Origin of the sequence: Methylocella sp., assembly GCA_037200525.1 — a bacterium.
Lineage (GTDB): Bacteria > Pseudomonadota > Alphaproteobacteria > Rhizobiales > Beijerinckiaceae > Methylocapsa.
In genome coordinates this window covers 2100452-2126173 of the sequence record JBBCGG010000001.1, presented here as the reverse complement: position 1 = coordinate 2126173, position 25722 = coordinate 2100452, and the positions used below count along the sequence as shown (strand labels likewise).

The 25722-nt window shown below is 58.5% G+C and carries 42 protein-coding genes; 2 read left to right on the top strand and 40 right to left on the bottom strand.

Translation table 11 applies throughout. The features are described from left to right. Positions 1-43: 43 nt before the first annotated feature. From WDN46_10390 to WDN46_10265, 26 genes are all read right to left on the bottom strand, one after another. Positions 44-280, bottom strand: coding sequence for a hypothetical protein (locus WDN46_10390; GenBank protein MEJ0093827.1), 237 nt, complete (start codon positions 278-280; stop codon positions 44-46). Beyond that, a complete protein-coding gene (locus WDN46_10385) occupies positions 277-588 on the bottom strand; it encodes a hypothetical protein (GenBank protein MEJ0093826.1) in 312 nt (103 codons plus the stop codon). The genes WDN46_10390 and WDN46_10385 overlap by 4 nt, the downstream gene beginning before the upstream one ends. Continuing rightward, positions 588-2000: a packaged DNA stabilization protein gene (locus WDN46_10380; GenBank protein ID MEJ0093825.1), complete on the bottom strand. Its 1413-nt coding sequence runs from the start codon at positions 1998-2000 to the stop codon at positions 588-590. The genes WDN46_10385 and WDN46_10380 overlap by 1 nt, the downstream gene beginning before the upstream one ends. Further along, positions 2000-2887, bottom strand: a complete 888-nt coding sequence (locus WDN46_10375) for a hypothetical protein (protein ID MEJ0093824.1) — start codon at positions 2885-2887, stop codon at positions 2000-2002. The genes WDN46_10380 and WDN46_10375 overlap by 1 nt, the downstream gene beginning before the upstream one ends. 123 nt (positions 2888-3010) lie before the next feature. Continuing rightward, positions 3011-3772: a hypothetical protein gene (locus WDN46_10370; GenBank protein ID MEJ0093823.1), complete on the bottom strand. Its 762-nt coding sequence runs from the start codon at positions 3770-3772 to the stop codon at positions 3011-3013. A gap of 2 nt (positions 3773-3774) precedes the next feature. After that, positions 3775-4164 carry a hypothetical protein gene (locus WDN46_10365; GenBank protein MEJ0093822.1) on the bottom strand — a complete coding sequence of 130 codons (390 nt, stop codon included), beginning with the start codon at positions 4162-4164 and terminating at the stop codon, positions 3775-3777. 15 nt (positions 4165-4179) lie between these two features. After that, entirely contained in the window at positions 4180-5112 is a 933-nt protein-coding gene (locus WDN46_10360) for a hypothetical protein (protein ID MEJ0093821.1), read from the bottom strand. A 92-nt stretch (positions 5113-5204) separates the two neighbouring features. Then, the gene (locus WDN46_10355; protein MEJ0093820.1) at positions 5205-6113 is read right to left on the bottom strand and encodes a hypothetical protein; all 909 of its coding nucleotides are present in this window, start codon (positions 6111-6113) and stop codon (positions 5205-5207) included. Between the two features lie 12 nt (positions 6114-6125). Beyond that, positions 6126-6713, bottom strand: a complete 588-nt coding sequence (locus WDN46_10350; GenBank protein ID MEJ0093819.1) for a hypothetical protein — start codon at positions 6711-6713, stop codon at positions 6126-6128. Between the two features lie 131 nt (positions 6714-6844). Beyond that, positions 6845-7285: a hypothetical protein gene (locus WDN46_10345; protein ID MEJ0093818.1), complete on the bottom strand. Its 441-nt coding sequence runs from the start codon at positions 7283-7285 to the stop codon at positions 6845-6847. 155 nt (positions 7286-7440) lie between these two features. Then, positions 7441-8316, bottom strand: coding sequence for a hypothetical protein (locus WDN46_10340; protein MEJ0093817.1), 876 nt, complete (start codon positions 8314-8316; stop codon positions 7441-7443). Further along, positions 8316-8726, bottom strand: coding sequence for a hypothetical protein (locus WDN46_10335; protein MEJ0093816.1), 411 nt, complete (start codon positions 8724-8726; stop codon positions 8316-8318). Before WDN46_10335 ends, WDN46_10340 begins: the two co-directional genes overlap by 1 nt. Next, entirely contained in the window at positions 8707-8991 is a 285-nt protein-coding gene (locus tag WDN46_10330) for a hypothetical protein (GenBank protein ID MEJ0093815.1), read from the bottom strand. Before WDN46_10330 ends, WDN46_10335 begins: the two co-directional genes overlap by 20 nt. A gap of 9 nt (positions 8992-9000) precedes the next feature. Next, positions 9001-10692, bottom strand: coding sequence for a hypothetical protein (locus WDN46_10325; protein MEJ0093814.1), 1692 nt, complete (start codon positions 10690-10692; stop codon positions 9001-9003). Positions 10693-10743: 51 nt separating this feature from the next. Continuing rightward, positions 10744-11232 carry a hypothetical protein gene (locus WDN46_10320; protein MEJ0093813.1) on the bottom strand — a complete coding sequence of 163 codons (489 nt, stop codon included), beginning with the start codon at positions 11230-11232 and terminating at the stop codon, positions 10744-10746. Beyond that, the gene (locus tag WDN46_10315) at positions 11229-11633 is read right to left on the bottom strand and encodes a hypothetical protein (GenBank protein ID MEJ0093812.1); all 405 of its coding nucleotides are present in this window, start codon (positions 11631-11633) and stop codon (positions 11229-11231) included. Before WDN46_10315 ends, WDN46_10320 begins: the two co-directional genes overlap by 4 nt. After that, complete coding sequence (locus WDN46_10310; protein MEJ0093811.1) at positions 11630-11929, bottom strand: hypothetical protein; 300 nt, start codon at positions 11927-11929, stop codon at positions 11630-11632. The genes WDN46_10315 and WDN46_10310 overlap by 4 nt, the downstream gene beginning before the upstream one ends. A gap of 131 nt (positions 11930-12060) precedes the next feature. Further along, complete coding sequence (locus WDN46_10305; GenBank protein MEJ0093810.1) at positions 12061-12267, bottom strand: hypothetical protein; 207 nt, start codon at positions 12265-12267, stop codon at positions 12061-12063. A gap of 372 nt (positions 12268-12639) precedes the next feature. Then, complete coding sequence (locus WDN46_10300; protein ID MEJ0093809.1) at positions 12640-12810, bottom strand: hypothetical protein; 171 nt, start codon at positions 12808-12810, stop codon at positions 12640-12642. Continuing rightward, entirely contained in the window at positions 12810-13097 is a 288-nt protein-coding gene (locus WDN46_10295; GenBank protein MEJ0093808.1) for a hypothetical protein, read from the bottom strand. Before WDN46_10295 ends, WDN46_10300 begins: the two co-directional genes overlap by 1 nt. A 63-nt stretch (positions 13098-13160) precedes the next feature. Continuing rightward, entirely contained in the window at positions 13161-13358 is a 198-nt protein-coding gene (locus WDN46_10290; GenBank protein MEJ0093807.1) for a hypothetical protein, read from the bottom strand. Between the two features lie 2 nt (positions 13359-13360). Further along, complete coding sequence (locus WDN46_10285; GenBank protein MEJ0093806.1) at positions 13361-13582, bottom strand: hypothetical protein; 222 nt, start codon at positions 13580-13582, stop codon at positions 13361-13363. Between the two features lie 206 nt (positions 13583-13788). After that, entirely contained in the window at positions 13789-14085 is a 297-nt protein-coding gene (locus tag WDN46_10280) for a hypothetical protein (GenBank protein MEJ0093805.1), read from the bottom strand. Positions 14086-14099: 14 nt separating this feature from the next. Beyond that, positions 14100-14999 carry a hypothetical protein gene (locus WDN46_10275; protein ID MEJ0093804.1) on the bottom strand — a complete coding sequence of 300 codons (900 nt, stop codon included), beginning with the start codon at positions 14997-14999 and terminating at the stop codon, positions 14100-14102. A gap of 28 nt (positions 15000-15027) precedes the next feature. Next, complete coding sequence (locus tag WDN46_10270) at positions 15028-15663, bottom strand: hypothetical protein (protein ID MEJ0093803.1); 636 nt, start codon at positions 15661-15663, stop codon at positions 15028-15030. Positions 15664-16233: 570 nt separating this feature from the next. After that, positions 16234-16665, bottom strand: coding sequence for a hypothetical protein (locus tag WDN46_10265; GenBank protein ID MEJ0093802.1), 432 nt, complete (start codon positions 16663-16665; stop codon positions 16234-16236). A 483-nt stretch (positions 16666-17148) separates the two neighbouring features. Here WDN46_10265 and WDN46_10260 point away from each other — a divergent pair, with 483 nt between their 5' ends. Beyond that, a complete protein-coding gene (locus WDN46_10260; protein ID MEJ0093801.1) occupies positions 17149-17436 on the top strand; it encodes a hypothetical protein in 288 nt (95 codons plus the stop codon). Positions 17437-17647: 211 nt separating this feature from the next. On the opposite strand, the gene WDN46_10255 is transcribed toward WDN46_10260, so the two are convergent. From WDN46_10255 to WDN46_10200, 12 genes are all read right to left on the bottom strand, one after another. Next, complete coding sequence (locus WDN46_10255) at positions 17648-19114, bottom strand: toprim domain-containing protein (GenBank protein MEJ0093800.1); 1467 nt, start codon at positions 19112-19114, stop codon at positions 17648-17650. A 187-nt stretch (positions 19115-19301) separates the two neighbouring features. Then, a complete protein-coding gene (locus WDN46_10250; protein MEJ0093799.1) occupies positions 19302-19559 on the bottom strand; it encodes a hypothetical protein in 258 nt (85 codons plus the stop codon). Positions 19560-19635: 76 nt separating this feature from the next. Beyond that, positions 19636-20055, bottom strand: a complete 420-nt coding sequence (locus WDN46_10245; protein ID MEJ0093798.1) for a DUF1376 domain-containing protein — start codon at positions 20053-20055, stop codon at positions 19636-19638. After that, positions 20052-20234, bottom strand: a complete 183-nt coding sequence (locus tag WDN46_10240; GenBank protein MEJ0093797.1) for a hypothetical protein — start codon at positions 20232-20234, stop codon at positions 20052-20054. The genes WDN46_10245 and WDN46_10240 overlap by 4 nt, the downstream gene beginning before the upstream one ends. A 359-nt stretch (positions 20235-20593) precedes the next feature. Beyond that, positions 20594-20812, bottom strand: coding sequence for a hypothetical protein (locus tag WDN46_10235; protein MEJ0093796.1), 219 nt, complete (start codon positions 20810-20812; stop codon positions 20594-20596). Then, the gene (locus WDN46_10230) at positions 20802-21368 is read right to left on the bottom strand and encodes a helix-turn-helix domain-containing protein (protein ID MEJ0093795.1); all 567 of its coding nucleotides are present in this window, start codon (positions 21366-21368) and stop codon (positions 20802-20804) included. Before WDN46_10230 ends, WDN46_10235 begins: the two co-directional genes overlap by 11 nt. Positions 21369-21473: 105 nt before the next feature. Next, entirely contained in the window at positions 21474-21815 is a 342-nt protein-coding gene (locus tag WDN46_10225; protein ID MEJ0093794.1) for a hypothetical protein, read from the bottom strand. Positions 21816-21876: 61 nt separating this feature from the next. Beyond that, positions 21877-22449 carry a hypothetical protein gene (locus tag WDN46_10220; GenBank protein ID MEJ0093793.1) on the bottom strand — a complete coding sequence of 191 codons (573 nt, stop codon included), beginning with the start codon at positions 22447-22449 and terminating at the stop codon, positions 21877-21879. Then, positions 22446-22961 carry a hypothetical protein gene (locus tag WDN46_10215; GenBank protein ID MEJ0093792.1) on the bottom strand — a complete coding sequence of 172 codons (516 nt, stop codon included), beginning with the start codon at positions 22959-22961 and terminating at the stop codon, positions 22446-22448. The genes WDN46_10220 and WDN46_10215 overlap by 4 nt, the downstream gene beginning before the upstream one ends. A 54-nt stretch (positions 22962-23015) precedes the next feature. Next, positions 23016-23546 carry a hypothetical protein gene (locus WDN46_10210; protein ID MEJ0093791.1) on the bottom strand — a complete coding sequence of 177 codons (531 nt, stop codon included), beginning with the start codon at positions 23544-23546 and terminating at the stop codon, positions 23016-23018. Between the two features lie 150 nt (positions 23547-23696). Beyond that, positions 23697-23819, bottom strand: a complete 123-nt coding sequence (locus WDN46_10205) for a hypothetical protein (protein ID MEJ0093790.1) — start codon at positions 23817-23819, stop codon at positions 23697-23699. A gap of 507 nt (positions 23820-24326) precedes the next feature. Further along, positions 24327-24797 (bottom strand): hypothetical protein, encoded by a 471-nt coding sequence (locus WDN46_10200; protein ID MEJ0093789.1) that lies wholly within the window; start codon positions 24795-24797, stop codon positions 24327-24329. 49 nt (positions 24798-24846) lie between these two features. On the opposite strand from WDN46_10200, the gene WDN46_10195 reads away from it, so the two are divergent. Next, entirely contained in the window at positions 24847-25167 is a 321-nt protein-coding gene (locus WDN46_10195; protein ID MEJ0093788.1) for a hypothetical protein, read from the top strand. A gap of 106 nt (positions 25168-25273) precedes the next feature. Here WDN46_10195 and WDN46_10190 read toward each other — a convergent pair whose 3' ends face one another. Next, a complete protein-coding gene (locus WDN46_10190; GenBank protein MEJ0093787.1) occupies positions 25274-25474 on the bottom strand; it encodes a hypothetical protein in 201 nt (66 codons plus the stop codon). After that, positions 25471-25698, bottom strand: a complete 228-nt coding sequence (locus tag WDN46_10185; GenBank protein ID MEJ0093786.1) for a hypothetical protein — start codon at positions 25696-25698, stop codon at positions 25471-25473. Before WDN46_10185 ends, WDN46_10190 begins: the two co-directional genes overlap by 4 nt. Positions 25699-25722: the final 24 nt, after the last annotated feature.

The following is a 25722-nucleotide window of genomic DNA, read 5'->3' as shown; positions in this document are numbered from 1 at the left end:
CAGCCTCCCCATGCGGAGACCAGGAATCACATCTCAGGCAAATTTAATAGGTCCTGAGCCTAGGCAAAGCCATCGTGTGTACTTCATAGATGGCGTTCTGCTGGTAGATAAAGAGAATGGCGCCGCGCGGCCCAAGCAGGCAGACATGACGGGGATCCGCGACGACTCCCGAGAGATCAATCGGCCCAACAATTGAACCATGGACCCAAGGATAGATGCTCGGATCGTTCGCCAGTTCGTTGATCCGGATGGCGTTGGTCGCGCGCTCAAGAATCATCATTTGGCCTGCCATCCCGTATTGCCCTCGCCGCTCTCTTTTACGAAGAACGTCGAGCCCGCGCCGCCGCTGGTGTTGACGTAAGTGCTGCCGGGCGGCGCTGTTATGACGCCTTCAGGGCTTCCGGCGCCGACGGTGTTGGAGACGCCGGTATTGCTGACGGGGATCTGCGTCGCGCCGCTCTCGAGCTGCGTCCCATTGATGCTCACCGCATAGCCTTGAAGAACGCGCATCGCGGACGGCGTCAGCCTGCCATTGGCGTCGGCAAAAGCGATTTGACCATTGGGGGGCGTCGCAATCAGATCGGCCATCAGATATCCGCCTTCTGTATTTCGGCGTGCGCGGCGATGATCGTCCGCCTCACGGGATCAGAGACGGTTAGGCGAAGCACCCACTGCCGCGCTTGTCCGAATCTGGTCCACCGAAGACGCGTCAGATATTCGCCGGCTTTCCCGAGGCTCTTCCATTTCTGGAGAGGACCGTAGGTAATTCCACCGTCTTTTGATGTTTCGAGAAATACTTGCGGGTTGGATCCCTGCCCGCTCGGGAGTCCAACTCCCGTTTGGCAATCAAGCTCGAAGCTCCAAAGGAACACGCGCTTGCGATCAGACTGGATCGGAGGCGAGATCAGCATGCCTAGAATCTGCGCCCCGTACTCAGTATAGACGTTCGACGACGGAATTCCAATCTGGTTGCCGAACGCGTCGCCGATCACGGTCGAATTATTGAAGACCTCGGAACAGTTTCCGCGCCAGCGACCAAGGCTCGCTGCATTCGTTGAGAACGAAATGCGCTCGTGCCAGAGGTTCGATTCGATATCGTAGACCCACGTCGCATTTGCGCTCGGAAAGGTCACGAATAGAAATTTGTGGCCCTCGAACGTGGCCTTGAACACGAAGCAGTCCGCAACGGTCTGATAATTTTGCCATTGCTGTTCGATCGCGGACGTCGAAATTCTTTTGGGCAACGGCAAATCGAGCCGATAGAAAATCCGGTCGTTGCCGAGAAAGAAGACCGAATTATCCTCCTTTATGGTCGACAGTGGACATGCGGCTCCGCGCTCTATCGTGGTGCCGTTGAACCGCTGAAAAGGGTCATTATTGTTACCGGAATCAAACCAGGTCTCGATCGTCCGCTGACCGATAATCAGCAGATTTTCTTGCTGGTTCACCGTTCCAAGCACGAAGTCCGAATCGACCTCGGCAGAGAAGAAATCCAGCGCATTAAATGTCGTGCCGTCGAAAAGCTGGGAAAAGAACACCTGATTGGTGCCGGCGCGGTCGAATAGAAAAAACCCGTCCATGAAAGGGACGGTGTTCGCGGGAAAGAAATTCGGGTCGTTGATGACCTGAAACACCATCGTCGTGGCGTTATAAATAAACCCGTTCATGCCGTTGACGATGCAGACCTGCGTTCCGTTGTCGGCCATGGAGACGAACGCGCCGCCGGCGATGCCTGTCCCCAGCAGCTTGGCGTCGCCGAGCGTGTTCACGGACCACAATTCATCCGCGCTCACGACATAGAGCACGTTATTCATCGCATGGAGCCCGCGGATCGGGCCATCGCCGACAGGAATCAATTGGGTCAGGCCGAACACGCCATAGACGACGATCGGCGATTTGACGTCGTCCGGCTCCTTTTCCGCGTAAAAATTCACAGTGCGCTGCGTCGACGCCTGCGGCGCCTTAAGCTGGTAGGAGTTTGTGGCGAACTGAACGTTCATCAGCGCGTGCTTTGGTCGAAATTGACGCCCGCGTAGATGCTTTCCGGCTCCTTATCGAAGCCAGTAACCCGGTCAAGACTCGCCGCCGCTCTTTGCGAAATTCGCCCCGCTGGCTCGGGCGTGTTGTATTCGACGAGCATTTGATCGGCGAGGTTCCAGGTCAGGCAATTCGTCCATTCCTGCGGAAAATCGGGCGTGTCGCGCGCGGCGTTGAAATCCTCGAGCTGGCGCATCCATGTGAATTTCATGATGAAGCGCGAGTCGAAAAGCTGCTGCCAAATCCAGATCACGCCGTCGTCAAGTTGCGGATCGTAGAACCATGCGTTCAGCGAGCCGGGAATGAATTTATTCGGCAGGTCGCGGAAATCGAGCCGGCTCATTTGGATCAGCGGCGTCTCGATCAGCGTAATGGTGTCGACGCGGCGTGCATCGAGAATGCGAAGCGGGCGCGGGAGCGGCGTCAAATAGGTGTAGACGACGTTATTTTGCCCGGCCGTGAAGGGCAGCGGATCCTTGAAAGTCAGCGCCACGATGCGCTGCCCGTTGAATAGGTCTGGATCTGAAAAGAGATCACTTACCGCGAACAGATCGTCGGATTGCTGCACCTCATCTACCGTCGTCCAGAAGAAAAATCCCGCGTCGAGGAAAAAGCCTATGTGCTCCCCGGCATGGACGCCGGCGGGAATGCTGAGGACCGCCGAGGTCGCGCCGATCGGCAACGCTGCGACGAGCTGAGAGCGCCGGGCGTGCGCCGTGAGATGATCAGTCGACCGAGGCCCGGCCAGATAGGAAATCTTCCGCGGCTCCGGGAAGAGATAACCTTCCTCCTCGGCCCAGAGATGCAACCCGATGGCATCCCACTCTTTCACCATGGCGTTGAGCGCCACTGCCCCAATCGGCAAACTCCTCGGCGTCAGGATGTTCGCCGGCCGCCCACGCGCCGACCTGGCGCCCTGCACGCAAGATGATCTGATCGCGGGTTTGGGTGAAGTTCGAAGTGCCGCTTCTCGTCATGGTGCAGCCCCAATCCGATAATTGAAGCCGTAGACGAAGGCCGAGGTATTTTCGTCAAACGAGTCGACCACGACTCGGAACCGGAGAAAGCGCGTCGCATAGACGGTGTTCGCTGCCTTCTGCCACGGGCCCCACATCACCGGAGCCGCCTGAAAAAGATTGGCGACCGCAAAGAGATCTGGATAGGAAAACAGGTCGAATGTCGTCAGGCCGAGCCCCAGCGAGATCTCGGCGTGGGCCCGAACATATGAATTATCGACTGAGGGGATCACGTTGGCGACGTTCGGGATCGAGAGCGTTCTCCGCGGCATTCCGACAACCGAAACGGAGATGAAGACTAGCGCGCGACGGACGGAGCCAAGATCAATCAGGCTCGGCGACGAGAGATAGGCCCCGGAGTCCGACAATCCCGCAGCGAGCATCAGCGTCTTATTCGGCGCGACCCCGGCGACAGTCAGCACATCGGATAGGACGCCAGGCCATCCCAACGCTTGCTGATCCGATTGGGTGATCAGATTCGGGACCGGGAAAGCTGGGCCGATGAATTGGAACGGAAAATGACGTGGCCGCGGCTCGGGGACTATTTGCGGGTCGGCGCGACCGCGAACGAAATCCTGCGGCTGGCGATTTTCGAAGCTTTCTTCGCGGACAATTATGTCGTTCCATTGCTTCCGCGTGCGACCGGCGCGGATTTTAAAGCCCGACCTGTCGCAAATACGGTACCAGTCACCTCCGACGAAATGGCGGTCATCTGCCAAAGTCAGATTCCCTTTATGAATTCCAAATCGATGGTGTAGCTCGACCCCGCCACCTGCCCGATAGTGGTCAGGTTGACGTTGCCGGTTGCTCCAGCGCCGCCGTTATTGGGCCAGCCGCCGGCGAATTCTTTGTGGAAATCGAGCAGATCGCTGCCGGGCGCGAGGATCAGAATTGGCGCGTCGACCGTCGCGTCCCAAAAAAGCTGAACCGACATCGCCTGAATGTTGTAGCGGACCCGCCGCAGCTTCAGATGGGCGCCTGGATTGGGCGTCAGATTGGCGACAATGACCTTCGGGACCAACACCTCGCCGGTCCCGTCCGACACATTGGTCAGCTTGAATTGGCAGTTTCGTGCGCCGTCATAGATTTGGGTCGAAACGACATCGGCCAAAGCGATACCCTCCCATCAGGCGGGCGTGACGCCGAACATGCCCTGAGACAGCGGCGTGGTCGCAATCAGCGCCAAGGCCAAATCGACCGACACCTGAAGGCGGTTTGTGCCGTTCGATGGCGTCTGTAGCGCATAAGTGCCGCGTACGTCGCCCGTGGTGCTCGTCGCCGGATTGGTCGTATCCGCCGCAGTGAAGCCGGTCGCTGAGGTGATCTGCACGCCGGGGTAATAAATCGTCGTGTAGAAAAAGCTGTTGATCTGCAGCGGGAATCCGTAAACATCCCCCTGCCCCGCGCTGACGTTCGCCCCCGAAAGAGCTCCCGCCGGCGTGATCGAGAAGATGAACTTGAACGACTTGTGGCCGCTCGCCGTGCCGGCATTGGCGCCGGTGATGAGTTCGGTCTGCGGGAAGCCGTAGAGATCGGCTCCCGAGACGAGGAAGGTCGCACCCGAGTCATTGCCAACCGACGCGATGCGAACATTTCGGGCGAGCGCCTTGGTCGGATCATACCAGCGCATGCGCGAATTGCCGGTCGAGGGCAAAGGCAATCCAATGCCGACGAGACCGGGAAGGCCGTCCAAGGCCAGCGAGCCGGCGGCGATCGTGTTTCCGGAACCGAAGACCAATTGCGGAGCCGACATCAGCGTCACGCCAGCGCCGCTTGCACCAACCAGCGTCAGAGGCACTCCCGCGCCGGGAACCTGCGCGGCGGCGATCGCCGTGGTGGTCAGAGCAGATGGGATCTGATCGATGACGACCGTTGGATTGACCCCATACCAGCCAACCGCGCCGGAGGTGGTGACATTATAGCCGACGCGGGGATCAATGATTCCCAATCCGCCGAAGTACATGCTCGGCCCGGCATCCGGATTATTCGGGGCCGCGGCGCCAAGAGTGTTTTTGCCGCCATAAACGAGGTGCGGCCCGGAAATCGCTGAAATGCCCATGGTCTTCGACCTTCAACTCGAGGGCGGCCCCGGAAACCGCCATGTGCCGGGCTTGTGGGAATTAGCTGGCGCCCGTGGACGCCAGATCGTTTTCAGACACCTGGCGTTCCGAAAATGGCGCGCCAGTCAGTCCAGAAGACCGAATAACGCTCGTAGCAGGCGGCCAACGCGTTCTTGGTGTTGAAGTCGTTGTCCTGATCGAAACTCACCGCCTCGCGCTCGAAATACTGCAAGCCGCGCGGGATATTGGTGCGGATGAACCACGCTGTCGCGGAGTTGAAATAGTGGTTCAGCTTAATGCCGCCGGGCAGCGCGCCGGTTGCCCTTATGACGTTGATCGCATTGTTTGAAGTGTCGTTCTGGAGGACAGACTTCACGATGCGATTTGCGTCATACCAAAGCTGCGTCGGGACATGCAGCGATTGCGGCAGGTTGGAGATTTTCAGGCCGCGCGAGTTCACGGTCTGCATGATCTGGATGATCATATCTTCGAGCGCGGTTTCGGAGAGATCCGCCGCCGTGGTCAGAAGATTACTCTGTAGACCCCCTACAGTCGGATGCGTGTTGTTGATCATCGAGACGCCGTCGCCGCCGGGCGCGCTGTTCAGGAAAGCGCGATTGTAGACGTTGGCGCAGATGTTCTCTTTGGTCTGGCGCATCGAGAAGGCGAGAGCCTGCGCGCGGCGCTTCGACACAACCTCGTAGAGATCGTCCCGCAGCTCTTCATAGGTCACGATAAAGCCCAGCGCATAGGCAATGTGCGTATAGCGGGAGACCGCGCCCTGCGTCTCGGTATCGTAAACGATCGAAGTGCCTTCGTTTTTCGTCGGCGCCAGCCCGAAGCCGGTGATTTCGACGTCTTCCTCGTAAGCCTTGTCGGAGGTCTGCTTGTCGAACAGATCGACAAATTCCTCGACATGCTCATCGTATGAGCGACCCCAGAACGCGTGAATCCCGGGCCAAAGCGCCTTAGGGTGTGCTCCAGTGGTAATGACGGCCATTCGAGCCTCCCCTTAGACGCCGGTTGTGCTGGTGAGAGCGTTCAGATTGATTCGGCAAAGCCACTTGGCGTTCTGGCCGACGGCGTTGTCAGCCTGCTCAAGGAGCCGAATGATTTTCATCTGAAGCGTGTTGGTGACGTTGAGCGTGCTCGAATTCAGCATCCAGCCGGAATAGCTGGTGATCATCGATCCGACGCCGGCGACGAGATTGACGTTGCGGCCGGGCGCGCCCTGAACCATCGCCCCGTTCTCCTGGACCTCGTAGAGAAGGTCAGGATCATCGGCGACGAGGATATAGCCTGCCGTGTTGGCGGGCATGAACGGCGGAAAATCGCGCGTCACCGCGACCTGGGGTTCGCCGCCTGGAATGCGGCCAAGCATGGCGCCGAGGATATTATTCGACGATCCCGCGGTCGCGAGCGTCACGCCGGGAATGCCCTCATTATCCGCCGAGTTGGTCAGATAGGTGAGAGGATCGCCGATGAAGATGTTGTTCGGGTTCGACGCCGGAATGAAGTAGATATTGCCGGCCCCGTTGAAGGGTTCGCCGGTCGTGCGCCGGTAGGGGATGAGCCCGCGCGGCACGTTCGCGTTCGCCATTGGATTCCTCCATAGGCCGAGTTTCGGGGAACGGCCGGGCCTAAAGAGGCTCAGCCATCAGCCGACGCGATTTGTCCGTGCACTCGCTGGGGGAAGCTCTGATGCTGGGAGCTTGTGGCGCTTCGTTTTTGTCAGCGTCGTTCGTTTTGGATTTTGATTTGTCGACCCTGCGACGATGCATAAAAGCGCTGCTGGGAATCTTCTGCTGCTTTTCCCGAGATCATCTCGCCACGGCGGATAGCTGTATCCGTCTCGTCGACGCGTTTTTGCGCATTTCGCATATCCTCATCATACCATTCCTGCGGTATTTCCATGAGGTAGCCGAACAACGGTCCACCGGCCTTTGCTGTGCCGACAACTCGCTTGATTGGGTTTCCGTCCTTCTTGACAAATGTATAACCGGCTTCTTGCGCAAGTTCAAGACGTCCATCTTCGTCATTGAATACATGACGATGATAATTTGGCCGAACCGGATACGAAAGCTTCTGAACAAAAGCGCCGAAGGGCTTACGCGTAGCCTTGCGCCGGGCCAGACCCTCGTCGCTATGGTCGTCATTGTCCGGGCGGATCAATGCGGCGATGTCTTCACCGGCGGCAGACTGCGTAGCCGCGCGGGCGAGCGCCGATGGTTCTTCTCCGTGCGTCGCAGCCGCCTCCCTCGCGGCGATCTCCGCATTTGACGGACGTCCAGGGCCGCGGCGTTCTTGAGAGGGTACGTCGGACATGATCACTCCTCATCCTTAAAGTAGACCGCGCAATAATCCTCGCGCGTGTAGGGCTTTTTGGTTTTTGGATCCGGCGGCAACGTTTTGACGTATTTGTCGCAAATTCTCTTCGCGTCCTCGGGCAAGTCCGCGTAGCCCTTCTTGCGCTTGGCGCCACGCTGCGCCGCGCCGCCTTCGCCCTCGGAAACCGCCGATGGCTGCGAGCGCCGGCTATTTTCGAAATGCTCGGGGAACATCTTGACGATTTTCGCCCTGACCTCCGCGAGATTTTCCTTCATCGAGAGGTTAGGCTTTTCTTTAGCCACCACCTTGTGAAGCGTCTCCGCGGTGGCGCCCATCTCGATATTGGCCGAATACCAAGGGTTATCGGCGAGCCACACATGGACATACGGGTCGATGGTCGGTTGGTTCTGGGCATCGGTTTTTTCGACCTTGACCGCTTCGCTGACCTTCTTCGCCTCTTTATTCAAGGCGTCGATTTCGGCCTGCGTCTGATTGAAAGTCTCGGTGTCCGCATGGGCAACGGCCACGGCGCGCTTCGCCTCGAGGTCTTTCATCGCCCGTTCATAGGCGCGCTGCTCGGACCTGGAATTGAATTCCAGCGTTTCCTTCAGGACGTCGCCAATTTCTTTAACCTGCTTTTGCAGGTTGCCGACGTCGCGGGCGTAACGCTCATCGAGCACGCGAAGGCGCTCTTGGGCCACAGGAAGCTGCTCGAGCCCATACCGCACGAATTCGTCGGCTGGCTTCCAGCGGTCTGGCGCGCCTTTGTATTCCTCTTTGGGCTTCCACCCCATGCGGCGGGCGGTATCCTCGACCGGAATAACGGTAGCGGCCTCGCCGGCGCCGTCATTGATGATTTCAGCAGTCTCGCTCATTAGCTGGCCTCCTTCCTTTCGATCGGGCGATCGGCGACCGCCGCGATGCACGTGTATTCCATGACTCGGTATCGCTGACCGTCGTCACCGGTGAAAACGGCCCCGGAGTAGCGCGCCATAAAGACGTGATCGCCGACCTGAGGCACATATCCGGTCCAAGGGCGCGTCTTATCGGCGTTCCATTTGAAAGCGCCGTCGCCGAGCCGGATGAGAATCCCGGTCTCGGCCGCAAGCTCATGGCGCTCGCGGATGTCCTCGGCTATGAAAACGCCACCCTGGGTCTGTTCTTTGACCTGGTCGCAGAGCACGAGAACCATCTCGCCAATGACGCGCATCCCGGAGGTATCCGTTCCGTCGAAATGGCCCGACGTATACTCAGCGACGTCATTCCTAAGAATTTTCGGCTGCACTGCTTTCTTCTCCCTCGTAAAATGACCGCAGCGATTCAAATTCCAGTTCGCTGGCATCTTTGGCGGCCAAGATGCGGCCGCGCCTTTCAAGCTGCGACGGCTCGACCAGCGCCCCGCCCTGCAAGAACACCGTCACCGTGTCGTGCGTCAGCGCATCGGCGTAATCCGCGAAATAGGCCAGCACGACCTTGGATACCGGATTGTGCTTCCACTGCTGGAAGTCCTCGGCGGTGATCCCTTTGATGACGACGGGTTTTTCTGCCAATGCTCTGCCCTACCCTGGAATGTCGCCGCCGCGCGCCGCGGCCAGGAATGAATTTGGACTCGCCGGTATAGCGCCCGCGGCAGGCCCGGCAGATTCGGGAGCCAATTGCTGCGGCGGCGCAAGGCGGGCCGGAGCCCCTCCGACAGGAGGCGTGGCCGCCGGCGCGCCATCCGGCCCCGGCTGCGCCTGTTCCGCGATCTGCGCCTGTCCCTGCGCCTGTGCGTCCATCATCAACCGGATAGCGTCGAGCTCGTGCTGCGCGTAAGCGACATGCATTCCGCCGACCAGCTCGTCGGCCGGCGCAAAGCTGAGAATGGCCGACGCCCGCGCCGCGAGCGCCTGCGCCCTCTTGAGCTCTGCGCTGGCTTGCGCCTCTGTTTGTTTGGATTCCGCGTCGGTTTGCTTCGTGTGAAGCTCCATCGCCTTCGCCAGAACGGCAGGATTGGGCGCCGGATTCGGATTGAACAGCGCGGGGATATCGTCGATGCCGGCGGCATCCAGCATGCGCATCCGGATCTCTTTGCCATTCATCATCGGATCGCTAGCGAACTGCATCAGGAAGCCGGCGCGCCCGAGCTTCTGCATGTCGGAGACCATAGACGGATCAGAAACCGGCTCGACGCCCGATCCCTTTTCATAGTCGGCGCGGGTGATCTGCCGCCAATTATCGCCGACCTTGTAAGAGGTCTCCTGATCCAGATAGATCCGGTTCAGGCGATATAGCATCCCGAGTTCGCCCTTCAGCGAGCGATAAACGCGCTTGTAGATCGAGGTGAAGACCTTCAGCCCTTGCTCGATCATAGCGAGGGTCGTGGTCGCCGGCGTATTTGGCTGCTGGTTCTCGCCGGTCAGCACATCCTTGACCGACGCGATTTCTTTGCCGGCCTCAATCAGCATGCCGAGAAGCTGGAAAAGCACTGGAGACGGCCCGGTGAACTGCAATTGGACGATATTGTCTCTAATTGCGGCTCCGGGTGAATTAACCTGCTTATATTCGCCAGGCTGGAAGCGCATGGAGCCCGAATTCATCGACAGCCCCTTGCCGATGAAGCCGCCCTGCGTATTTGCGAGGTGGCCAGCGTCGATCAGCATATTCAGCGTGGTGTTGATCGAGGAATTCAGCGGCAGAAGCAGCTGGCCGAAGCCCGTTCCGTAAATGCTGCCCTTAAATTCGAAATTGGGCAGAAATTGATAGGCCTGATAATAATGGATCGGCTCTATCTTCTGAATTTTGCCCTTGGTCCGGTTGTATTTAATCCCGTCCAAATCATAGCGGGCGACAATTCGCACGACCTTGGAGGAATCCTTGTGCACCGTGACGATATAGGGCTCGCGGAAACCGTCGCTGTCGAGGTCATACCAGCGATGCTGCTCTAGGAATTCGATCGGCGCGTCCACGTCGCCGTCGGCATTTGGCGCTGTCGGATAATCGATTTCGAGGAAAACCCCTGCCGCGACCTTTTCCTCAATTTCGTGAGGGTAAAACGCCATCTCCTCGGTAATTCTCGGCGTGCGTTCCAATGAGCGGGCTTGATAATTGATCACGAGGGACAAGGCCGAGACGTAGAGGGCAGCGTTGCGCCCCTTGTCCGAGTCGAAAAACACTTTTCGGAACGCCGTGCCCACGATCGGGAGAACATGCAGGAGCTTATCGGTTTCCGGCTCCCACTCGGTCTGTTCGTCGAGGAGTTGGTAGCTCATATGCTCGCCGATGCGAGTGGCCCGATCCTTTTTGGCGCCCGGCGGCACGACTCACACCGGGCCGCCAGTCTGCGGGTTCAGCGCGGTTTGGCCATTTTCTAGCATCGGCACGCCGTCATCAGATCCGATCACGCTGCCTTTGACGACATTGCTTCCGGCGACAATCGCGGGATAGGCGCGAGCGGCGAATTGGATGGCAGCCGTCGTGATGAGGGGATAAAGGACGTTGGAAGCCTTTGGCCAAGGATAGGTTTTCTCCTCGGCGATCTGGTTCGCAATCTTTTCGGCCTTTTCGGTCTTGGTGCGCCAATCCGAAAGCGTCGCCAGATCGATTTGATATTCCCGCGTAACGAGTTGCCCGATCCGGCTCAGGGTTTCGTCGTCAATTTCGGTGTCATCGGCAATATTGATCGCGAGAGCCCAGCGATGCAGCTTTGCGACGTGATCCTCGTCGGGGGTGTGAAGCGCGTCGCCCTCGTCGCCGTCTGAAATCGTGGTAAGCTGATTTGCCCCTGCGGCGCCGACTTCTTCCAAGGTCATTTCGCGCCAGCCTTCTTCGCTGATTTGGGCGGCTCGGGCTCAGCGACAGCAACGGCAACGACTCCCGGTGCCTCATCGATCACCAGCTTCGACCGGACGGTGCAGTGATCCGCGACAATCCGATGCGTGTTGCGGCGATCGGCGATCGTGACCTGAAACCATTCGATTTTCGGCGAATCCACCCACGTCAAATTTTTCTGGGGAAGTGCCGGGCCAAGCTCTTTTTCGACCGCTTCAAGCCATGCTGCGACCGCAAGTGATTCGTTTAGATACAGTGCGGGCATGTCGCCATCGATCAGCCGACCACCGCTGCAGACGATGAATCCATATTTGGCGTCGAGGTCGATTTTGACCGTCGCCCGAGCGCTGATTCGATCAATGGCTTCTTCAAGGGTCATCATGCGGCCCCGCCCGAAGGATCGATCGGCCGAAGCTCGATCCCATTCTCGATAACCTCGGCGCAGAGCTTGTGCGAAAGGACCGTCAGGATGGTGACGACTTCGCCGAGCTGCTTATAGGTCTCAACGGAGTGCATGCGGTCGCCCATGCCGTCGACACGGATTCCAATAGCGGCCCCGCCCACCCACTCGCCGCGCTCAGCCAATTCCAGGGCGTGGCGAAGCATGTCGACAAGCTCTGGATTGACGTTGCCGGTGGGCTGCGGCACGAGCACAGGGAATTGCTTGATCTCGGCCATGATCGGAGCCTTTGGCTTGGAACAAATGAATTCTTCGACTCTCCCGGTCTCACGGCACTTTCCGCCGCCGCACATCGCGCACATCTGCGGATAGGGCTTACCGGAGATTTTCAGAGCCAAATTGCATAGGGTCATAGCGCCGGGTAGTCCTTCGGGTCGTGCGGCTGCTGCATCACGAAGACTGGGTTGGTCGGCTTTTGTGAAAGTGGCAATGCTATGCTGTCGCCGGTCACCGGATTGGTCCATATAATGCGCTGCTCCTCGACGGGAAACGCATTGAGCCGCTCGACCTGCACGTCGCCGCCGCAACCGTCATGATGCGCGATGCAGAGGCTCACGGCTGCCTCGGCTGAAGCGCCAGCACACAGGCAGCCAAACGCGAAAATCCGACAATAGCCTTCGGCTGCGAAACGACCTGCCGACGGGAAAACGCTTCCTTCATTATCGACTCTATGCAGGACCCCGCTCGGCAGCAAAACTAGGCCTCCGAACCCACTCTCCTCTTCGTCTATCTCCAGAGGCTTATTGATATCCCCATGGTCCAACCAAGCATTGAAACAGGCGTCCAGACTGCATTTCCCAGCGAACGCAGCCAGCCAACCGTGACGAGAACGAAAGATTTTCCGCTGAGAGCCTACGCGCAAATCGCCATCATAAATTGCGGTGTCGGCGGCCATGACTCCATTTTTCACACAAATGATGGTCATGGTTCAGAACGCCTTCTTGCCCTTGTGGAACGCCGGCTTCTTGTTGCCTTTACCCGCGGCAGAGAACGCCAGCGCGCGGTCAATTAGCGGCTCGTTCGGAGGATTGGGGCGCTTTGACACCTCGGCGTCGCCGCCGGGCAGCGCGAGAGGAACGGAGCTTTCCACGATCGGCATCAGTGACTCCCACCAAGCATGACGCGCGGCGCCTGGCCGATGGCCTCCTGCATTTCCGCTGGGGGCCGCACCACGGCGCTCGGCGATTTCCACTCGCCGCACCAATCCGTCTCGTTGACGACCGGCCATGACGTCACATGCGCTATGACGGTCGGACGATTGCGTGGGCCGGGGGCTACCATCGGCAACACCGCTGGCGGCTGGCGATGGCAATGGAACATGGCCTGCGTCGTCTGCTTATACCCGCAGGTGGAGCAGGTATTCGGGCGGATAATCGCTGGCGGCATAACTGGCCTCTCTGTGATGTCGATTTTTTCGACCTACAAGTTGGTAAGGAAACTCGACTCAGCCTACTGCGCGGTGCGGGCGCCGGGGCGATGTTGAGCGAACGTCTCGGCAAGGAACGCGCGCTTGCGCTCGACCGGATTGTCCGAATGCTCGGCGGTCTTGATTTTGGCATCGGGTATTTTCTGTCCCATCGGCACATGAAGTTCGCGGTGCAGCGCGCCGGGGTGCTTGACCGCGCCAGACATCCATTTTTCAGCCATGATCAACTCCCCGCGTTGGAAAGAGCCTCTTGACCCGCCTTCGTCAGCCGCAGCGACCTGTCGGACCGGATCTCGTCGTAGACCTCGACAAGTTTGGCCGCTTCAACCGCGCGCAATTCGGTGCTGCGTCCGATCGCCGTTACGGTTCGCGCTTTCGGGTCGCCGGATTGCGCCGCCGCGATCTTCTTCAACACCGCCAGCTGCCCCGCAGGCAAAGCGCTCATCGCCGCTCTCGCGCTGCATCGGATTTTCGGAACGCCATCGCCGGCGCCTTGGCCGAAAACCGTTCGCACCAAGCATCTGGACTAATCCGCCCGGCCACGCCTTCGCAGCCATGCGGCGGCAGGAAATGACGGCAGACTGAACACGACTGCCGCCCTTTGGGATGGTCTTGATAGTGGGCCGAAGCCTTCGAAACCTTCATGCAAATTTACTTGGGGAAAGGTCCAGTTCCGAACGTAACGCCATGTGCGCCAGCATGCGGGCCGTGGTCTGCGTTCGACTGCGACCGAAACTTAGTGGGCGAATGCTTCACCGGCTTGCCCGCGCCGCGGTCATCATCGGCCATCGTGCGGCGATGCAGATCCGTAGAGGCTTCAGGGTTCTTTTTGCTCATGGATTCGAGGTTATCGCAGCCATAATTTCCACTCATGGGCATATCTCCGCCAGAGGCCATTTGCTTTCGCGGGCTCATGCCGCTTGCGCCGGCCAGATCATCTTTGGTCATATGATTCGCGTCCTCTAATAGCCGGTGACATCAGAGCGGCTAGTGTCAACGAAGAATTCGTCGCTGTCATCAGAGGGGCGCAGCTTCGGCGTTCGCAATCCCTCGCCAAATATGCGCGTGGCGACGTATTGCAGCGCGTCCATTGGGTGCGAATATTCGTTCTTATCCGGCTGATCCGCGAAGCGTTCCTTGCGGGTCTGCATGCGCCGATAGTTGTAACCGCCGAGAAAACCCTTGCGGAGCTTCTTGCAACGGGGGTGGAGTAGAAAACCGGGCTGGCCATTGCGGAGGATCGAGAGCGGCTTGCGGACCGACTCCAGACGGATCGCCAAAGTTTGCAGGCCCGGCTCGATCTCGAAGCCCTTGGCGCGCATGATATCGAAGCACGTCTTTTCGTCGGTCTGCGCGCGGCCGGCGCCAGCGGGGTCGCCGATGTCGATAAACTCCTCGTCGGAATAGTATTTGCCGCTATGCTCGAGCACTTCGTCCGAAAAGCGATCGATCCCCATATCGTCGGCGCAGAGCTCGTCGATGACGATAAATTGCCCCTTTGGCGTCATCTGGCTGAAGGTGCAGGCAGGAGTGAGCCCGAAATCCCAGCCTCGATAAATTGGCACGCCGGCGACGCTGACGACCTCCCTACAATGGATTTGGTCGGAATATTCAGTGAAGACCGGGCGGCCATCGATGACGAAGCCGTAGTCGCCGTGGACGTAGACTTTGACCCATTCCGGATCTTTGCCCTCAGCAAGCTTGACGTAATAATCGCGGCCGCCCGGCAAATTCGGGATATTCTCGGCCTCAGGCGACAGTCCGCTCGGCTGCTTGAAAATATCGGCAAAACCATCGGCGAGCTGCATTTCCTCGAAAAACTTAAACCATTTCGAATCGCTGTCCGGCGGGTTGGTATCCATGATGATGCCGAACCACGTGGGACCGCCATCAATCATCGGCGGGTAGCGGCGCACGCGGCCGCAGCGCTTCGATGATGGCCCACGGCACCTCGCGCGCCTCGTTGACCCAGGCGCCGGTCAACTCGAGCGATAGGAGGTTCGAGACCTGATCAGGGCGATCCAAAGCCCGAAACATGATCTCTATCGAGCAGTTCTCGAAGCCTGTGATGAGGTAATTGTGGTCCGATTTATTATACGTCCCGAAATGGATCGGGGGCAGCCATTGCAGGACGCTCTTGATCGTTGTGTCGGACAGCTGGGAATAGGTGTTGCGGATCACGCCCCAGCGGGAGCGCCGGATTCCATCGCGGCCCGGTTTCTGGGCGAGCGACCGCTTGATGATCTCTATAATGCAGCCGGAGGTCTTGCCCGAGCCGAAAGGCCCCATAAGCCCACGAATAAAGGCGTCGCTTTGAGCAAAGCGCTTGACCGTCGGCGCATTCTTGTAGCTGTACCGGATCTCCATCAGATGGCCGATCGAGCCTTCATACGCACGATGAGGCGATAAATGATCCGGGCGTCCTCCCAACGACAGCGCAGAATGCTCGCAATCACCTTTGTGGGCCCATGGCATGCCATAAATCAGTAGTCCGGATTCCTCATAGACATTGATGAAATAGATCACGGCTTGGCCCCTTCGCGCTTCGGCCTCACCTTGGCTCGGCTTCGAAGCCACTGCTTCAGCGGCGCCACCTTCAGGGCCGGCCGGCGCACCCTCAGAGAAGGGCGCCGAAATTGATCGAGCAATTGATTTTCGAACTTCGTTAACCCGCATTTCACGGCCTTGGCCCCCATACCTCCGACACATCATCTTCGTTGATCATGCTTCACCTTTCTCGGCTTTCTCAGCTGCCTTGCGCTCACGATAAGCTTTCTGGCGCTGCGCCGGCGTCTCGTGTTCCCGCGCTCGGCCGCCAGCGTTACGTTTGCTCGGCGCCGGCGTTACGTTTGCTTTGGGAGGTTTCGTAACGCTCTCGGCCTTTGTGAGCGTTTGCTTCGCCGCGTCGATGCGATCTGGCTCGCGGGCGATTGCGCCGGACGCAGCTCCCAATGGAGCAAACAGAGATCGCCGTCCTAGATTGGGGAACGGATCCACATACGCTTTGCGCTCAGCCATGGGGACTAGAATTGCGCGCGTCATCTCATCAGAGCAAGACTTTGGGGCACCGAAACTTTCAACTTCCCCAGGAAGACGTCAGCCCTCAATGATGAACTTCACGCCCACGGTGCAACCGTGCTCGAGTTCGACCTTATCGCCGTATTTCTTGGGTTTCAGTTTGGATGCCCGCCATTGGTAGGCAGCGAGTTTCACGCGATCAGCCCGCGCCGTCGCCGCCGTGCAATTGTCCGCTAACTCGAGAATTTTGTCGTCCATAAAATCGGCCTGTAACTCTCTCGCGCGCGCGTACTTGGCGGCGAAATCGTCATATCGCTCCAACCAACGCACTGGCATTCCCTCGTCGATACAGATTTGCCGGAGGCTTCTGCCATTTATCAGCTCCGCGCAGATATGCTCGACGATGGCTTCGGAATAAGTCGACGGGCGTCCAGCAGCGGAAACAGCCTTAGCCTTTGCGGGCAACGCTTTGGATCTGGCTTTTTTGCTGGGAGAGGGCTTGCGCGTCATGCCGCCACCGGTCGTTCTCGATTATTCGTGCGGGTAGGTGATTTGCAGATGATCGCACAATTGAGGGCGCACCGCGAGAGGCGGCCCATCCAACCGGCGCCGCGCCCGTTATCTTAATCGATCCACCAGTGCAAAACTGAAAAAACCGAACAGGCGCGGCGCCGATGATGCACCCACAGGCGTGATCCCATCAGGGCGCGGCGGTGACCCCCAACACCCCCCGACATCCGGATTGCTACGTCGGAAACCATTTTCTCTCAAATAGAAACGGTCCTGTCACAGTCGGTATTTTAAGCTCTAGCATCAAAAGGCCGTGTCTGGGTTGCCCGATGGCGTCGCTACACGAAGTGCCTCTGGAATAGACATGAGTGTTGATGACAATACAATTGCGTTTTCTTTCTTGGTGTCTTTCATTGTGCTCCTTTTAGGAACCAGCCGAAACAAGCGCTTTGCCTCGTGGGGAATCCCCATCTTTGGACTTGGTTGGTTGATCGTCTTCGTATGGTTGGGGATTCTGCAATGAGCGAGATGGTTGAGCGCGTTGCATGGGCGCTTTTCATCCAGGAATATCCTCTCGAAGGGGCGCATTTGCCGGACGAGAAGAATTTCGAGGCACTCGGTTTGGCAGAAGCATATCGGGACAGAGCGCGCGAGTTAATCGGATGCATGCGCGAGCCGAGCCGAGCGATGAGAGCGGCAATCCTTGATATCGACCATTCTGACAATTGGCTGGCTATTTGGCACGCCATGATAGACGCAGGGATCAAGTGATGCCAGAAACTCTTCAATTTATTGGGGGCGCGATCGGATTGACAGCTTTCACAACCCCGCCTGAGGGCGCCCGCGACTGATCCGATCTTCGCGTTATCCGAGGGTCCCCGACCCCGTCAGAAGTCCGCGAGCCTTTCACCTGTCCATATTGCCTCAAGCGTTGATCCGCCGAAAGCCAGAACGTCAAGGCCTGCGAAATCTTCAACAGCTTCTAGGGCGCGTCGCCATAATCTGTCGAAACATATCGTCCTATATTAAGAGAATAATTCAGATTTAATTTGCAGGGGAACCCCAATTCCTCGAACCGGGCCTTACGCTGGTAAAGAACCGCTTCGGTTTTTCGGTTTCCGCCGTCGAATATTTCGTGGCGATGAACCACGAATCCCTGGTCCACCATATTTTCCCAATTTTTGCTCCCCGAAATATCCTCCAACCCCGGCGCCGTGCCGCGGCGAGGCCCTTCCATTTTCGCCGGATGCGCCAATATCTGCCCGTGGCAATTGAGATCGTTGACGAAGGAATGAAACGCGATGAGGCAGCGGCCGATATATTCAGTTTCGCTCTCGCCCCTCTGGCGCGCGCCCTCCAACCGATTCCAGGGATCCACCTGAATAATTTTAACGCCGTGCCGAATTACAGCCACCTCGGCCATGCTAAGAAACCATTCCAGCGTCGGCTTTTGCTCGGGGTGCGCGACGAATAAATAATGCTCGTCAATCCAAGCGTCGGCGGCAATTATTTCGGCCTCGGCTAAATTTTTCTCAAGGCCGCCGCAATAAAACGTTCGAAGCCACCGGCGCAGATGCGGTTTTGGGCGTGTCTCGAACGATGCGACGCATATTTTGAGGCCATATTCCCGAACGACATTGAACCATATTTGCGCCCAAAGAGCGCTCTTGCCGTGGCCGGGGTGGCCGGTGACGACTGACAGTGTCCGCGGCGCCAGCATTACCTTGCTCTCCCATTCGGGGAAGCCTGGGCTCCATAGGGTCAGCGGCGCGGGCTCAGGGAGCTCCGACATCAGGTAAAGGCCGGCCACGGGCCAAGGCAAAGACCCCTCCTCAACCAAGCTCCTCACCGCGGCGGGGCCATCGGTGATCAGCATGTCGTTTGCGTCTTTGCAGCCCTCCGGCCAGTTGATGAAATGGAATCTGGCGGCACCGAGCAGCCGCACCATGTCGGCGCGGAGCGACAGACCGGGCCCATCGCTATCCCCGCACCAAACGAATTCCTTCGCCCGATTCAGACCAGCGCTCAGCGCCTCGTCGACGTATTCATATCCTTTCTGGGTTTCAGGCGCGTCGGCAGGGCGCTCTTTTGCGCCGTTCGGAACAGAGAGCACGGCGTCGGGCGAAACCCCTGCCTCCACCAGCGCAAGGACGTCCAACTCGCCCTCGACGATGTAGACGCGAGCGGGGGCCGCGGCGATCACGCGATCGATGTTCCAAAACGAAAGCTTGAACCCTTTGCCAGCGACGAAAGCCTTTTCGGGGATCGACCGCGATTTCCAGCCATCGGGATATCTGAAAAACAACCCTTCGCTTTTGCGCCCCAGTTCAGGGTAAAACGCTGTACCGGAGGCGACGCCGAGACGCTCCAAGGTCTCCCGGCTGAGGCGCCGCGTTTTGGCCCACGCCACCGCCTCGGTGGAAATCGTTGTCGAAGAATTCGCCGCCATCCCAGCCGCAGTGCCAACAGCTCCACTGGATGCCCTTCCCGTCGATCGAGACGGAGAGGCACGCGTCGTGTTTCTTTCGGCGGGTGGCGCTGCATTTCGGGCAGGTCGTTCGATGGTTTCCATGTCCTTGGCGCCTCAGAGAAATTCGGTGGTTTTGAAGGATTTCGGAGATTGTTTGCATTTGCGGTCACCAGGCGTCGCCGCGAGCTCGAAGCTCAGCTTTTCGTTCTGCCTCAGACTTGGCCTCAGGCGAGCCGCGGATTGTTGCGGCGACGTACTCGCGGGCATCGTGTTTGGTGGCCGCCGTCTCAAGGGCGGCCCTCGCAAGATTGACGTTGCCGGACTTGGCTTTCAGCAGTTTTGTGATCATGCCGCCGCCGCTCGGCCCGAGGATTTCTTTTCCTCGCCGGAATAGATCAGCCTCCTGGGTTGGCGCTGCAGCCATAGGCCTGTCGACGGCGACCAGAAGATCTTGAAAAATGCCGTCGCGAAGCGGCGGGCCGGCATCTTTCTTTCTTCCTTTATCTGGCTGTGAATCTGGTTGTGAAGAAAGATGCTAGGGCTTTTGCTTCCGTTTTGCTAAGATTTTGGTCTGGCAAAATAGTGGCTTTTGCTATTGTCGTCTCTTTTGTTTTCAGTGCTTTAACAGTTCCTCCACGAGATCCACATTCGGCGCGTGCATCGGATTTTCGCGCGGCCTTTTCCAGCTCGGAATCGATGCGTTTATGAGACCAATCGGCCCCAAAGAACGCTGCAATCGTCGGCTTCGCCTTCGCCCATTCGCGATCGGACATGCGCGCGATGCGGGCCAGAAAGCGATCTTCGATGGGAAGCTTTCCGCGCTGCCAATAATGCATGATAAGGTGCATGTAAGCGCCGCTCTCGGCCGCGCAGAGATGCTCGGTATCGGCAATATAAAGTGGCATCCAGGGAGGACTCATTTTCCGAGCACCTTCACTGTCGCCAGACCGGCGCGGATATCGGCTTCGTTGGCTTCTAGCCACGTCATCGTTTTCGCGGCGGCGCGCAACTGGTCGAGATGGAGCTCGAAGACGGATTCCGTCGCATAGCCGGCCTGGCGATGCCCGAGGCGGCCGAGGAGCTCGATCTGCCGATCCACGGCGGTCTTTTGGGCAGTTATTGAATGGCGCATGGGCGCGGGCGCTCGGCTCATGCGGCGGCCTCGCTAGATGTCGCCGATAGGAATTCTTCGGCCATTCCACGAAGCCACCGGCAGGCTTCTGCGCGGCTTTCAAATGGCTTGAGCCCGAGACTCGGACACAAAATCCGGCGCGCGGCAGCACACCAAGCAAGATATGGTAGGCTTTCACACGGAACCCGCCTATCGAGCGTTTCAATAATGCATGCGACGACCTTTCGGGCTCGCGCGTTTGTCACCCGCTCCCTCATTCCATCCCCTCGATGTCATCAGCGCCGAAATCGAGTTTACCCGCGTCGTTCATGACGATCTCCACCCCTTCAGAATGTAACGGGAACCGAAGCCTTGAACGGGCTCCACGACGAGCAAGCCATCAAGGCGTCATTGAAGCGGTCGAAGGCCTTGCCAGCCTCAACCCAATCTTCGGCCTTACTCGTGCTCTGGGCTCGGATTAGGTAAAGAGAATATTCCTGCAGAAGCTCGTCGGACACTTCGCGCCGGCGCTCTTCCTCGGCAGAGAATTCGGGCTTACCGGACATTGCGGCGCTCTCCAATCTCCTGGCGGATGGCGTCAACGGCCGCGGCGAACTCTGGATCGACAGCAATTCGTTGAACGATCTTTTCGACCGAGTGGCCGACGGTCGTATGATCCCGATTGAATTTCACGCCGATCTTCGTAAGCGAATATCTGAGTTCTTCGCGGCAGAGGAGCGTGGCAACCTGTCGGGCCAACACGACTTGAGCGCATTGAGATGGACCGGCAAGGTCAGACTCTGAAAGGCCATAGAAGCCGCTGACGGCATTCACCAAGTCTCTGAAGGGGGTGAAAACCTCGATCATGGATGTATCTGGGTTTTTTTCCTTCCAAACCCTCACCATCCGATCGGCCTCCGCAGCTTTCTCGGCGCGGCGAAGCTGCTCACGCTCCTCTTCGGCCGCCAAACGAGCGCGCTCTTTGGTCTCGGCGCGTTCGCGCTCCATGCGTTCAACGACATGACGTGGTGGAAAGAATTTCGCCCGCAACTCTCGCCGGCGCGCCACGATTTGTTCAAGCAGGCTTTCGCCCGATGAAGTCTCTTGGGGAAGCATCGTCATTTTGCGCCCTCCTCGATCGAGGACCGATTGACGCCCGTGAATATTTCGCTGAAGTTGATCATAGATTTACCGCCTCGTTCGGGAGGATGGTTGTCGAGAAAGCCGCTAGCGGTCCTGCGCTGGCGGCTTTCGTCCATCTAAAAGGTCAAGAACGCGACCGATAATCGACGCAGCGGAGCCATCGGAGACGCGTGTGATGGCGCCTTGCATGGTTTCGACAGGAACCCCAAACTGCAGGGCTATAGAAATCAGCACAGCGGCGTCGCGGGCGACTTCCGCCGATTCGCTGGTGGGACGAACGCAGCTGATGAAAACTTCCGCCAGGCGGCCGTCGTCATAGCGACCGATGCCTACTTCATAGAAAGGCGACCCGTTGACATCGAGGGTCACGAGTTCAGCGCGGCGACGCGCGGGAAGAGGCTCGCGGATCATTTTATGCGCCGTCATTGCGCATCTCCAGCGGGTGTGGTCGAAAGCCAATCCCAGGACGTGCCGCGAAAAGGCGTGGTCATGTCCCACACCAGCCAGACATAATCGGCGGTCCCGCCGCCGGCCTTATTGCCGGCTTCAAGGTAGGCTCCCGGCGGGCAGGACGGACGCGGGGTGACATCCATATGCGATCGGGTGGATTGTCGTTCCACAGCCCCGCCGCGCGCCCGGCGCCGCCAAGAAAGCGCAGATCGACAAAGACCGCGACCTTGCCGACGGCGATATCGAGCGCCTTGCGAATAAAGGCCTCCGCCAAAACCCCGCGGCCGAAAGGAGGATTCATGGCGATATTTTGGGCGAGCGGCTGACCAGCCCAGTTCAGGAAATCTTGCTCGCCGCGGAACCAGAATGCGCGATCGCCGCGCTGCTTAATATCGGTCCCCACGAGCTGGAACTGATATCCATTGGCCGAAGCAGCCCTGAGGATGTTGCCGCCGCCGCAAGCCGGATCCCAGATATGGCCTATGAACCGTTCGCAACGCAAAAGCGCGGCGGTGCAGATTTCTGGTTCGACATACCATTCATCTTCGCTGCGCTCCCAGACGTGGGCAGCTTTGGCGCGGGTTGCGATTTGGACGACTTCGGCCATCATGCGCACGCCTCATACATAACGAGAGGCGCCGGCGCTGCGCGGCCATACGTTCCGCAGCCGAATTCCCAAATACCGCACGCATCGGCCCTATCGGTGTCCTCGCACCCTATCGGCAGATAGCCGAGCAGCTTCGCCCGATGCAGAACCATGGCCTTATTCGCGGTCCGGTCTTCTGTCTTCTGACGGGATGATTTCATTACGCCGCGCTTGCTCGCCGGGTTCGCGGTCGACCGGCCACAGAAGAATTTTCTCCACGTCGTCACATCAGCGTCGACGTCATCGACGCCATAAAAGCCCGCGATGGCGATGACGGCGCCGTGGAGAAAATGCTGGGAAACAAAGGTTTTGGTGTTGCTGAACCCGTTGAATCGCGGAGGCAGCGGAGCCTCTCGCACGATCAATGACGGCTCGTAGGTCTTGATAAGGCGCCGAACGAACGCAGCTCCAGCGGCCGGAAGATCTTTCACCGGCGCGCCAGATTTGATCAGTTGGACGGAACCGGACTCGGGCATTGAGCCCGGCGCCCCATCCGCACTTTTCCGCCAAATCAAGAGCCAGGATGACCATTAGTGAAAATCACCTTGGGCTTGGTCGACATCCGCAAGGGGATCATCGCGCCGCATGAAACCGGGCCGCAGATCAGCGTCATCATCCTCCGCAGGCTTCTGCCTGATGGCCGAGAGATTGACCGCCTGCCCTTCGGCGTGGCCAGCCGTCCATTCGGAGATGAGCGTGCCCGTCAGATGGCGCGGAGGATTGCAGGATTCGCCGGCGAGACCGGCGCGCTTGCCATCGGCGCGTGTGCGCTCGTTAATCGGGGTGCGGTCCGTGGGAAACATGTCGTCCATGTGCCCGACCGGCAGACCGGACCAGCGCGCGACCATGATTTGAGACGCCATCGCTTCCTTGAGGCGGGCCTCGCCTTCGGGAGTTTTCAGCTCGAGGCCAAGCTTGATATTGTCGACCGCTCTCTTGCCCAGATCAGCGGTGGCAGCCTTGCAGACGTTCTTGAAATCAGCGTCGGACTTCTTCTTCGCCGCGAGCGCGGTCTCGTATTTTTTTGGTGTGTTGAAAATGGAGCGCCTGCTGTTGCTCATCAGTCAGCGGCTCGCCGCTGTTATGGCCGATGTCCGGCACCCGGGGCTCGCGCGCGGTCGCCTTCTTCGGAGACTTCGGCGCCGCGGCCGCTCCATTCTTCGATTTATTTTTAGATCCAACCGGTCTCGCCAATTTACTCTCCTCTGTCTTTATGCCGGATTCCGATCAATGGCTTCGATCTTCCACGGCGCCACCGCTCCGAGGAGCGTCATCAGGGCTACGACACCCCATTCGATGACTGCGCCACATAGATTGCGAGCGTAATAAATCATGAGGCCCTCGCGAATTCGCCGAAGTATTTGTTGGCGGCTATGATGTAAGCGAAATGCCTTTCTGCAGGGCAGTCGGATCGTCCCAGGTCATGTCTTCTGCCCCTGACCTGGATGACAGATCTCCACTTGCGGGTTTGCTTGCACCAAGTGACGCTTTTGACCCGGAACTGTTATCAGACCGCCTGCGCTGATTGGCACATTGTTGAGACCGCGTGGCTTCCCGAAGGTTAACCCATCGGTTGTTCGAAGGATCAGTGTCGCGATGGTCACATTCTGGATCAGGCCATTGGCCTGTCATCCAGAACCAAGCCAATTGATGCGATAGATATCGACGGCCTTCGACGCAGACGCTCCAATATCCCTTTTTTGTTGGACGCAAGCCCACGACGCCGCCTGCCGAAGCGCGACTACTAGTCGTTGTTTTGCGTGTGAAGAGACCGGTCTCAGGATCGTAATGAAGCAACTCGCGTAGGCGCTCAGCGGTCAACATCGTCGACATCTGATGGTTCATTCGCCAGAATCCTCATCCAAGGGGCGACCGACGCCGCCGATATATTCAGCAGTGCTGCGATCCGAAGCAGCCTTCGCGCTATAAAACTCCGTGTCCGCCAAAAACGAGGCGGTCGCGTAACGTTCGGTTGTTGCCGTAACGGCCCCATAGAGCTCAATGTCGAAGTCCCTCGTTCTAGCGAATGCGGCGGCCTCACGGTGGCGACGGCATTCAATTGCGTCGTGTGCCTTCTGCAATTTGGAATAAACCGCTGTGTCGATGCCTTTTGGTTTCCGATAGAGAAGAGTCCAAAGCGTCGAACGAGATACGCGTAGGCTGAATGCGAGGCGGACAAGCGCGTCGCCTCTATCTCCACGTCCGCGAGACTCGTGCTTCACGAGCTCCTCGGTCCATTGAGATGCTTCATCAACGAATGCTGCGCTACTCATGGTTTTTTGATCCACTTGCAAAATCTTTTGACGATCCATCAAAGCCTCCCGTGACACACTTCGCTTGTCACGGAAGGAGCTATTGAGAATGTCGATCGGTACGAAAAACGAACTCGGTACTCATTCTGAATTCGAAACCCTCGGCGTTGGAGCGCAGACGGTCGTCTCTGAACTTTCAAGCCGGATGGATGCCCGGCGTAAACTAGAAAAGTCTTTTCGAAACCTCACAGCGGCTTTGCTGGAAGGGAACCGAACATTAGAGAGGGTCTCGGCCGCACTCGGCGTCGACGTCGTTGTTAGCGGCCCCGAAAGGGGGAGACCTATCGCCGGACCGAATAAGAACGATGAGGACGGCAAGCAGGGCGAGAGCGAGCAAAGTGGAAATCATGCTGTGCCTCCGTTGCTTTGAGAGGGCTTTCCAAAAGAAAAGGCGGACGAGGGTCGTGGGGCGATCGCAACAGTCCGCAGGTGGGCGCGGGGAGGATCGCGCCAAAGGGTCAGAACGAGATGCCGGGTCATGTCCGGATCCTCTTTGTCCGCTTAGACCAGCGGTAGGCCGCGCGCAGCGGATACGCCGCAACGATGATCCCGATGAAAAGAACGTTGAGCAGGATCTCGACGCTATCCTCGACAGCCATAAGGACGTGTCTCGGTAGGACCGATGCCCTATCGCGGATGTCGGCTATGGGTTGACGGAGATCGAGCGCGAGGGTCACGCCGTCGCCCCCTCTGCCGGCCTGGATAAGCCGCGGGCGTTGTTGGCCGTGGCCATGAAAGAACGAATTCGCGAGGCGCTTTCCAGCGTGACAGATCCGCCGCGTCTCAATCGCGCTACTAGTTTTCCGTCGTTCACGGCTTTGCGGCCGAAGGTGCTTTCGGCCATCGCGCCCGAAGCGAGAAACCGGTTAATTTCGTCGAGGAGGCTCTGAGTATCGGTCATGCATGGACGATAATGGGTATTTGC